Origin of the sequence: Methylobacterium sp. ap11, from assembly GCF_900110515.1 — a bacterium.
In the GTDB taxonomy this organism is placed as follows: Bacteria; Pseudomonadota; Alphaproteobacteria; order Rhizobiales; family Beijerinckiaceae; genus Methylobacterium; species Methylobacterium ajmalii.
In genome coordinates this window covers 1-7,850 of the sequence record NZ_FOEB01000049.1, presented here as the reverse complement: position 1 = coordinate 7,850, position 7,850 = coordinate 1, and the positions used below count along the sequence as shown (strand labels likewise).

General features: G+C 69.5%; 7 protein-coding genes and 2 pseudogenes. 3 read left to right on the top strand and 6 right to left on the bottom strand.

From position 1 onward, the window contains the following. On the bottom strand, positions 1–209 hold a 209-nt coding region (locus BMX97_RS33420), incomplete at its 3' end, for a HipA domain-containing protein (protein ID WP_210187706.1). Continuing rightward, entirely contained in the window at positions 197–502 is a 306-nt protein-coding gene (locus BMX97_RS33270; RefSeq protein WP_177202417.1) for a DUF736 family protein, read from the bottom strand. The genes BMX97_RS33270 and BMX97_RS33420, both read right to left, overlap by 13 nt. 519 nt (positions 503–1,021) lie before the next feature. Here BMX97_RS33270 and BMX97_RS31690 point away from each other — a divergent pair. After that, positions 1,022–1,654 carry an IS5 family transposase gene (locus BMX97_RS31690; RefSeq protein WP_280142833.1) on the top strand — a complete coding sequence of 211 codons (633 nt, stop codon included), beginning with the start codon at positions 1,022–1,024 and terminating at the stop codon, positions 1,652–1,654. A 620-nt stretch (positions 1,655–2,274) separates the two neighbouring features. Here the strand turns inward: BMX97_RS31690 and BMX97_RS31685 are convergent. The 4 genes from BMX97_RS31685 to BMX97_RS31675 form a co-directional block, all read right to left on the bottom strand. Then, complete coding sequence (locus tag BMX97_RS31685; RefSeq protein WP_244538758.1) at positions 2,275–4,080, bottom strand: glycoside hydrolase family 15 protein; 1,806 nt, start codon at positions 4,078–4,080, stop codon at positions 2,275–2,277. A gap of 37 nt (positions 4,081–4,117) precedes the next feature. Continuing rightward, positions 4,118–5,080, bottom strand: coding sequence for a TIGR03885 family FMN-dependent LLM class oxidoreductase (locus BMX97_RS31680; protein WP_091755066.1), 963 nt, complete (start codon positions 5,078–5,080; stop codon positions 4,118–4,120). A 159-nt stretch (positions 5,081–5,239) separates the two neighbouring features. After that, entirely contained in the window at positions 5,240–5,383 is a 144-nt protein-coding gene (locus tag BMX97_RS32610; RefSeq protein ID WP_348273147.1) for a hypothetical protein, read from the bottom strand. A gap of 21 nt (positions 5,384–5,404) precedes the next feature. Further along, a complete protein-coding gene (locus BMX97_RS31675; RefSeq protein WP_091755063.1) occupies positions 5,405–6,529 on the bottom strand; it encodes an IS630 family transposase in 1,125 nt (374 codons plus the stop codon). 121 nt (positions 6,530–6,650) lie between these two features. On the opposite strand from BMX97_RS31675, the pseudogene BMX97_RS31670 reads away from it, so the two are divergent. Then, a pseudogene (locus tag BMX97_RS31670) lies at positions 6,651–7,087 on the top strand (transposase); the annotation flags it as partial. 197 nt (positions 7,088–7,284) lie between these two features. Next, positions 7,285–7,850 (top strand): annotated as a pseudogene (locus BMX97_RS31665) (ISL3 family transposase); the annotation flags it as partial.

Sequence of the window (7,850 nt, the reverse complement as noted above, 5' to 3'; positions counted from 1 at the left end):
GTCGGGAGCCCTCCCATGATGCCGAGGCCGATGGCCTGGACGTCGCACATGTCGGGTTGGGGCACGATGTCGAATGCCGGGGACAGGCGCCATCCCCCGTCCGCCGCGCGGACGAAGCCGTGATTCTTCAGAACGTCGTCGCGGTTCGGCCCCGCGGCGACGTCACCGCGAGGCCGGACCAGCGTCGATGATCGCTTCAGCGCGACCACAGCAGCTGGAAGCGATCCTGTCCGACCGGGTCCGCGACCAGGCTCGCCTGGACTGCCCGCGGGAAGGTCACGTCGTCGAGGATCAGCCGGACGAACCAGCCCAGCCGCGGATGCGGCGTGTGCCAGCCGAACCCGAACGCCGCCCCGCTCGCCGTGACGACCCGGTAGTCGGGACTGGTGGGCCGGCGCCCCAGATTGAGGCGGATCTCGACCGAGAGCAGCAGCGTGGCCGTGCGGACGGTGCCGGTGAAGCTGCCGTCCGAGCCGCGCAGGAATGTACCGATGAGCGCCATGACGTTCGACTCGAGGGAGCGACCGCGCCAGCCGCGGCCGAGGGCGCGCGGACCGGCGTGAGGGTCGCGTCCGACGCACGGGCGCCGATCGGCGCCGCCGGAGCGCCAGCGGAGGACCCCGTGAGGGGTTGCGGCGAGGCGCTGCCCTGGCGCCAGTCCCCCCGCCTCCGGCCGCAGGGGCGGTCGGGCCCGGTGCGGACGGGCCGGGACCGGAACAAAACGACCGGATCGCCGGTGAGACCGCTCCACAGGTCTTAAGACCGGACGCCCTCGTGCTGTCCGCCACATCGACACGACCAGCGTACGCACGTCCTCCCGCCGTCAGTCAGCCGTCGGACGGTCCGGAACTCGATCGGTCGCCGGTGTCGTTCCGCTGTCCCCTTGCGAAAACCGGTCGGGCCGGCATCCTGGTGGTCCAGATCGAGGGTACGGCATGCCGGAGAGGAGGGGCGCGTCCGGCGCCCGACGGCCTGGGCGAGCGCATCAGCCGCCGATGGCCGTCAAACGCGCAAGGCGGGAATGTCGGCGAGGAGCGCTCGCCTGATTCACGCGGTGTCCCGACCCTGGCGGGGCGTGAGGGATGCCGCACTCCGGTGCATCGCCAATCCGAACCGGAGGCCATCGCGCCTGCCTCGCCCCGCCGTCTGGCCGAACGGCCGCGAACCTGCGGCGGGAACGGCACGTGCGAGCGCCTCGCGGCGGATGCCGGTGGGGTTGACCGGGTACCCGACCAAGCGCCACCGCGTCACCGACGCGCGCGGCACGCCGCTCGGCCTCGTCCTGACGGGTGCCAACTGCCACGACAGCCCGCTGATGGCCTCGACGCCGGATGCCATCCCGCCCTTGCGCAGCGGGCGGCGGGGACGACCGCGCCGGCGCCCCGACAAGCTGCACGCCGACAAGGCCTACGATGCCCGCGTGCGGCGGCAGGAGTGCCGGGCGCGTGGGATCCGGTTGCGGATTGCGCGGCGCGGCATCGAGCGAAGCGACAGGCTCGGGCGGCATCGCTGGGTGGTCGAGCGCAGCCATGCCTGGTTCAACCGCGCCCGCCGCTTGCCCGTCCGCTACGAACACCGCGCCGACATCTACGAGGCCTTCACGTTCCTGCAGGACAGCCTCATCACCCTCCGCCAGGTCCAGCGGTTCTGTTAGGCGCTCAAACCGGGCGCGGGGCGCGGGCGGGCGAACGCGCACCGGAGGCCGAGGTGGCGCATCCGCGGCGCACGACGCCGCTCTTCCCGTACCTTTAGGATCCGGATGGGCGTAAGACGGGTTGGGCGCTGCTGTGTTTCGACGGGCATTCGCCGGACGCGACACCCTCGCTGCCCGCCGCCGCGAGGCGGTGGCTCTGTGAGAGACATTACGTCCATGTCTCGTGCCGGCCGGTCCGGCGGCGCCGGTGCTGTCGGATTTCGACCGCAAGGCGCACGCCGCCTACGGGGTCGATGAGCGGCCTTCGCTGGTGCTGGTTCGACCGCACGAGCACATCGCCTGCCGCGGACCAGCCGACCGACGGGTGTTGTTCGGCACGGATGCCGGGACCACGTCATGAGCTGGGCGCACCAGGCACTTGCCGGAACCTCCGTCATCGTAACGAGTGCGGCCCTCGGCATCGGCCGCTTCGTTGCCGAGCGGATGGCCCGGTCGGCGCCTCGGTCCGTGGCAAAGAACACGGCGCGGCGGCACCGGCCGACGGGGGGCTACCGAGTGGGATGTGCAGTGGCGGGAACACCGTACGCCGCTACCGATGCACGAGGGCATGGGCTTCCCTCCTACAGTTCCATGCCGGACAGGGTCGCCGCCGCCTGGATCAACGCGAGGTGCGTCAATCCCTGCGGCAGGTTGCCGAGGAAGGCGCCGGTGACCGGATCGGCCATCTCGGAGCAGGTGCCCGAGTTGCGGTCGAGCGCCCACACGACCGCCTCGAACTTCTCGGCGCCTGCATCGGCCTGACCCAGCAAAGCCATCGCCTCGGCGAGCCAGAAGGTGCAGGCCAGGAAGCACCCCTCCTCGGCCTCCACCCCGGTGTAGCGGTAGTGGTAGGGACCGCGCCCGAGCTCGCGGTCGATGGCCTCGCAGGTGGCACGCAGGCGCTCGGGGTTGCCATAGCGGAACCGCACAGCCAGGGTCAGCGAGGCGTCCAGCATGTCGCTGCCAGGGTACATGACGTAGGCCTGCTTGTTCTCGGACCAGCAGTGCTCCTCGATCCATGCGGCGACGCGGTCGCGAGCCCGGCTCCAGCGGTCCTTGCAGCTCCCGGGGAGGTGCCCGTTCTCCGCCATCTCCACGGCACGGGCCAGCGCCTGCCAGCAACTGATCTTCGACCCGGTATAGTGCCGTCGCTCGGGAAGCTCCCAGATCCCGGCATCCTTCATCTTCCACTTCTCGGCGCACTCATCGGCCAGGCGTGCGAGCAGGGCGCCGGTACGCAGGTCGAGCATACCGCCGCCGACGACGAAGCGCTCGGCCGTCTCGAAGATGTCGCCGTAGATTCCGTGCTGGTGCTGCCCGGTGGCCGCGTTGCCTCGCCGGACGGGCCTTGAGTTCCGGTATCCCGGAAGGTCGAGCTCCTCCTCATCCGACACGGTCTCGCCGTTCAGGGTGTAGAGGACTTGCGCGCCGTGCTCGTCCAGGTGGCGGACCAGCCACGCCAGGGCCGCGCTCGACTCGGCGTGGGCACCCAGTCGGAGGAATGCCTTGATGACGTAGCCGGCGTCGCGCACCCAGGCGTAGCGATAGTCGTAGTTCTTCCTGCCGCCGATCCCCTCGGGCAGGGAGGTCGTCGCCGCCGCCGCGATGGCGCCGGTCGGGGAGTACAGCAGAAGCTTCAGGGCCAACGCGCTGCGCTCGACCTGCCCGCGGTAGCGTCCACCGTAGCCCAGCCCCTCCGTCCAGTCCCGCCACGCCTTGCACGAAACCTCGATGCGGCGGTCGATGTGCGCCACCGGCGCGACGACCAGCGGTTCGTCCTCGCCCGCCACGATGGCGATGGTCTCTGTCCGGCCTGCCGTGACCTCGACGACGGCGGCGATGGCGTGGTCGTCCTCCGCCTCGATGCGGATGCCGTCGCTGTACCGGAACAGGCCCATCAGGCCGGCGACATGGAACGCCTTCCCGCTGGCGTTCGCCGACAGGAAGGGGCCGGCCGTGTCTCCGCGCGTGCCGAACACGAGGGTGATCCGGAGGCGCACGCGCCCTTCTAGGCCCTCTATGCGGCGGGCGAGTTCGGCCCAGGGCAGGCGTCCAGCCGGCCCGCTGTTCAGGCTCTCGGTCAACCGGGCCTTGCCCGTCGCGGTGGTGAAGACGGTCTCGTGGACGTTGCTGCCCTCGCGGTATCCGATCTCGGTGGTGAACGGCTCGTCCGGTGTCACGGAGAAGTAGCCGCCCTCGTGCGGCGACAGGAGGCGGTCGAACAGCGGCGGGGAATCGAGGTTGGGGCAGCACCACCAATCGATGGACCCGTCTGCGCCGGAAAGGGCGACGGAGCGGCCTTCACCCAATGCGGCGTAGGCTTCGAGGGGAAGGTATCCTTCTTCGCGTTCGACGGGGCCGCCTGAGCGGGGAAAGGGCTTCAGCACGACGTGTAACTCCGGGGGATGATGCGCGGCGGGCCGTCTAGCGACGCAGTTGCGGCAGGACATGGCCGCCGAACGCCTCGATGAAGGGGTCCTGGTTCCGTCCGACCTGATGGACGATGATCTCCTCGAAACCGATCTCCGCCAGTTCGGCGAGCCATGCGGCTTGGCGGCCAAGGTCCGTGGACACCCGCACGCAGCCATGGACGTCTTCGGGTCGCACGAAGCGCGCCGCGGTCTCGAAGTCCTCGGGCGTGCGCAGGTCCCAGTTGGCGTCCCCCTCCAGCATGTTGGCGGCCCATTGCCCGTGAGCCTCCGACAGTGCCCTATCGGCATCGGTGTCCCAACAGACCTTGGTCTGGAGGAAAATCGGCTTGCCGGACCCGCCGCCCTCGCGGAATGCGGCCACGACGGAGCGAAGCTTCCCGGGTTCGATGCCGACCGTGACGAGGCCGTCGGCCCATCCCGCCACAATACGCGCGGTTTCGGCGGTGACGGCGCCTCCGATCAGCAGCGGCGCCCTCTCAGGGCGGGAGTAGAGCTTGGCATCGACCACGGTGACGCGGCCGCGATGGGTTACGGTCTCGCCCTCGAACAGTGCCCGGATCACCGCCGCGCACTCGCCGAGCCGCGCGGTCCGCTCGGCCTTGTCCGGCCAGGGCAGACCGGTCACGTCCTCGTTGAGCCGTTGGCCGCTGCCGAGGGCCAGCCACAGCCGCTCGGGGAACATCTCAGACAGGGTCGCCGCCGATTGCGCCAGGACGGCGGGGTGGTGCCGGTAGCCGGGCGCCGTGATGATCCCGAAGGGGAGCCGGGTCGTGGCGAGCGCTGCTCCGAGCCACGACCAGGCGTGCCCGGCATGTCCCTGGGCGTTGCTCCAGGGCTTGAAGTGCTCCGACGACATCGCGCAGGCAAAGCCGGCTCGCTCCGCGGCCTGAACGTAGGAAAGGAGCGACGAGGGTGCGTATTGTTCGTGCGAAGCGTGATACCCGATACGTGTCAAGTCCTGGCCCCCATTCAAACGAAACGCGAACGGTCGGGAAGGGGTGACGTTCCGGGTCGGGGCTGCCTCACCTCGACGCAACCTTGGACCACCAGGGCCGTCGACCACGGCGGTCGGTGGCCCGGCGGCCGCGGCCGCCGGACGGCTCAGGGCTTCCCGTCAGCGGCCGGCCGGCTCGTGGATTTGGCAGCCGTCGAAGCGCTCGCGGAACTCGGCCAAGTGCCTGTAGGGGGCGCTCCGGGCGCGGTTGATCGTACCGAGCAGCCGGTGCGCGGCGATGCCAATCCAGACGCTGAAGCGCATCCCCTCGTCGACAGCCTGAACCTAGTGTCCTGCGTCTGAAGTTCGTGGCAAAGGCGCTGTTTCTGGCTGAGCTTCGAGTGCTCTCAGGCAGAAGCGTTTGACGCTAGCGAGGATGGCATCAGCCGACTTCACCCATCGGAACGGTTTCGGATCGGCATTCGTAGCCTCGATGAAGGCGCGAATGTCGCGTTCGAGTTCGGCCACCGAGCAATGAACGCCTCGCCGGATCGCCCGCTCCGTCAGCAGGCCGAACCATCGCTCGACCTGGTTGATCCATGAAGCAGAGGTCGGCGTGAAGTGCACGTGATAGTGCGGGCGCCTGGCTAGCCAATCGCGGATCAACTTGGTCTTGCGCGTCGCCGAGTTGTCGAGCACCAGATGCACGTCGAGGTCGGCCGGAACCGCCGCCTCGATCTCGTCCAGGAAGCGGCGGAACTCGCTGGCGCGGTGACGCGGATAGCACTGCCCGATCACGGTCCCGGCCTTCACATCGAGGGCGGCAAACAAGCTGGTGGTGCCATGTCGGGCATAGTCGTGCGTGCGCCGCTCCACCTGTCCGGGCCGGAGCGGCAGCAGCGGTTGGGTGCGATCGAGCGCCTGAACCTGGGACTTCTCGTCCTTGCAGATAACCAGGGCGTGGGCGGGCGGAGCCAGATAGAGCCCCACGATATCGCGCACCTTCTCGGCAAACAGCGGATCGGTCGAGAGCTTGAAGGTCTCGGACCGGTGCGGCTGCAGGCCGAACGCGCGCCAGACTCGCCCGACCGTCGCGCCCGACACCCCGCTGGCCTTGGCCATGCTGCGCTGGCTCCAGTGAGTGGCCCCCTGAGGCCGCTCGCAGAGCGTGCGGTCGATCAACTCGGCGACCTGATCGTCACCGATCCGGCGCGGGGCTCCCGAGCGAGGTTCATCCAGCAGGCCATCCGTGCGTTCGCGGGCAAACCGTTCGCGCCACTTGCCGACCGTATGCTTGCCGGTGCTCAGTTCCGCCGCGATGGCCGTATTGCTCCGCCCATCGGAGGCTAGCAGCACGATGCGGGCACGCAGGGCGAGCCCCTGGGCTGTCTTGCGGCGCCGGGCCCAACTCTCAAGCTCGGCTCGTTCCTCGGCGCTTAGGTCAAGAGATGTGGGTACACGGTAGGCCATCGGCGCCCCCCAACAGACCCACACTTTGCCACGAACTTCAGACGCGGGACACTAGCACTACCTGGGCACTTTGAGGCGGTTTCGCGCGTTGTCCTACTGGCTGGGGCAGCAGGATGCAGCCATGAGCGAAGATCGTGTCGACGCGGTGGACCTAGACACGTGGCTGGCGCCGTTCTTGGCCGCGATGGGCCGCAAAACCCGGCGGCACCGGGCACCACACTCTACCTGCGCGGCCTGCTCGGGCTCGGTGATCGCAAGTGCTTGCAGCCGATGGCCGAGCGCCTGGGGCTGTCCGGGCACGACCAGTTACAGCACTTCATCACCAGCCCGGTCTGGGACGATGCCCCGCTCTGGAGCGAACTGGCCCGCCAGGGTGACGGCCTGCTGGGCGGATCCGACGCGCTCCTAGTGATCGACGACACCGCTCTGCCCAAGCAGGGCACGCACTCGGTCGGGGTCGCTCGGCAATATTGCGGCGCGCTGGGCAAGAAGGCCAACTGCCAGTCTCTCGTCTCCCTCACCCTGGCGCGCGACGAGGTGCCCCTGGGATTGGTATTGCCCCGGATCGGCGGTTCTTGCTCGTTTTTGCGTGGATTGCGGTGGATCGCCTCGGGCCGATGATGGTCTGATCCGCCCTCCCCATCGTGGGAGGCATGAACATTCCCTTCGCCATCTCCGAGTGCCGCGTTGCGCATCTCGTCGAACGACACGACGATCACCTCGTCGTCCCGGTGCGACTGGACGCAGCCAGCGGCCGATGTCCCGATTGCGGGCAGGCGAGCCGGTCCGTCCATAGCCGCTACCACCGCCATCCCGCCGACCTGCCGCTGTCGGCATCGAAGACAAGGCTCCGCATCGAGGTGCGGCGGTTCTACTGCCTCAACCCGGCCTGCGGACGCCGGACCTTCGCGGAGACGCCCATGACCCTCCTCGCGCCGCGCGCCCGGCTCACGCGGCGGCTTGGCGAGGCGCAGGCCAGGGTCGGCCTCGCCTGCGGCGGTGCAGGCGGGGCGCGTCTTCTCGCGCACCTCCACATGCCGGCAAGCCGCGCGACCGTGCTGCGGCTCGTCACCCGCATGCCGCTGCCCGATGCGCCGGCTCTCCTCCGGGTCGGCATCGACGACTGGGCGATCCGGAAGGGCAGCCGCTACGGTACGATCGTCGTCGACCTCGACCGCCGCCGCGTCATCGATCTCCTCCCGGATCGCACGGCACCCACGGTGGCCGGCTGGCTCGAACGGCATCCCGGCGTCGAACTCGTCGCCCGGGATCGCTCGACGGAGTATGCCCGAGGTGCAAGCCTCGGCGCTCCCCAGGCGCA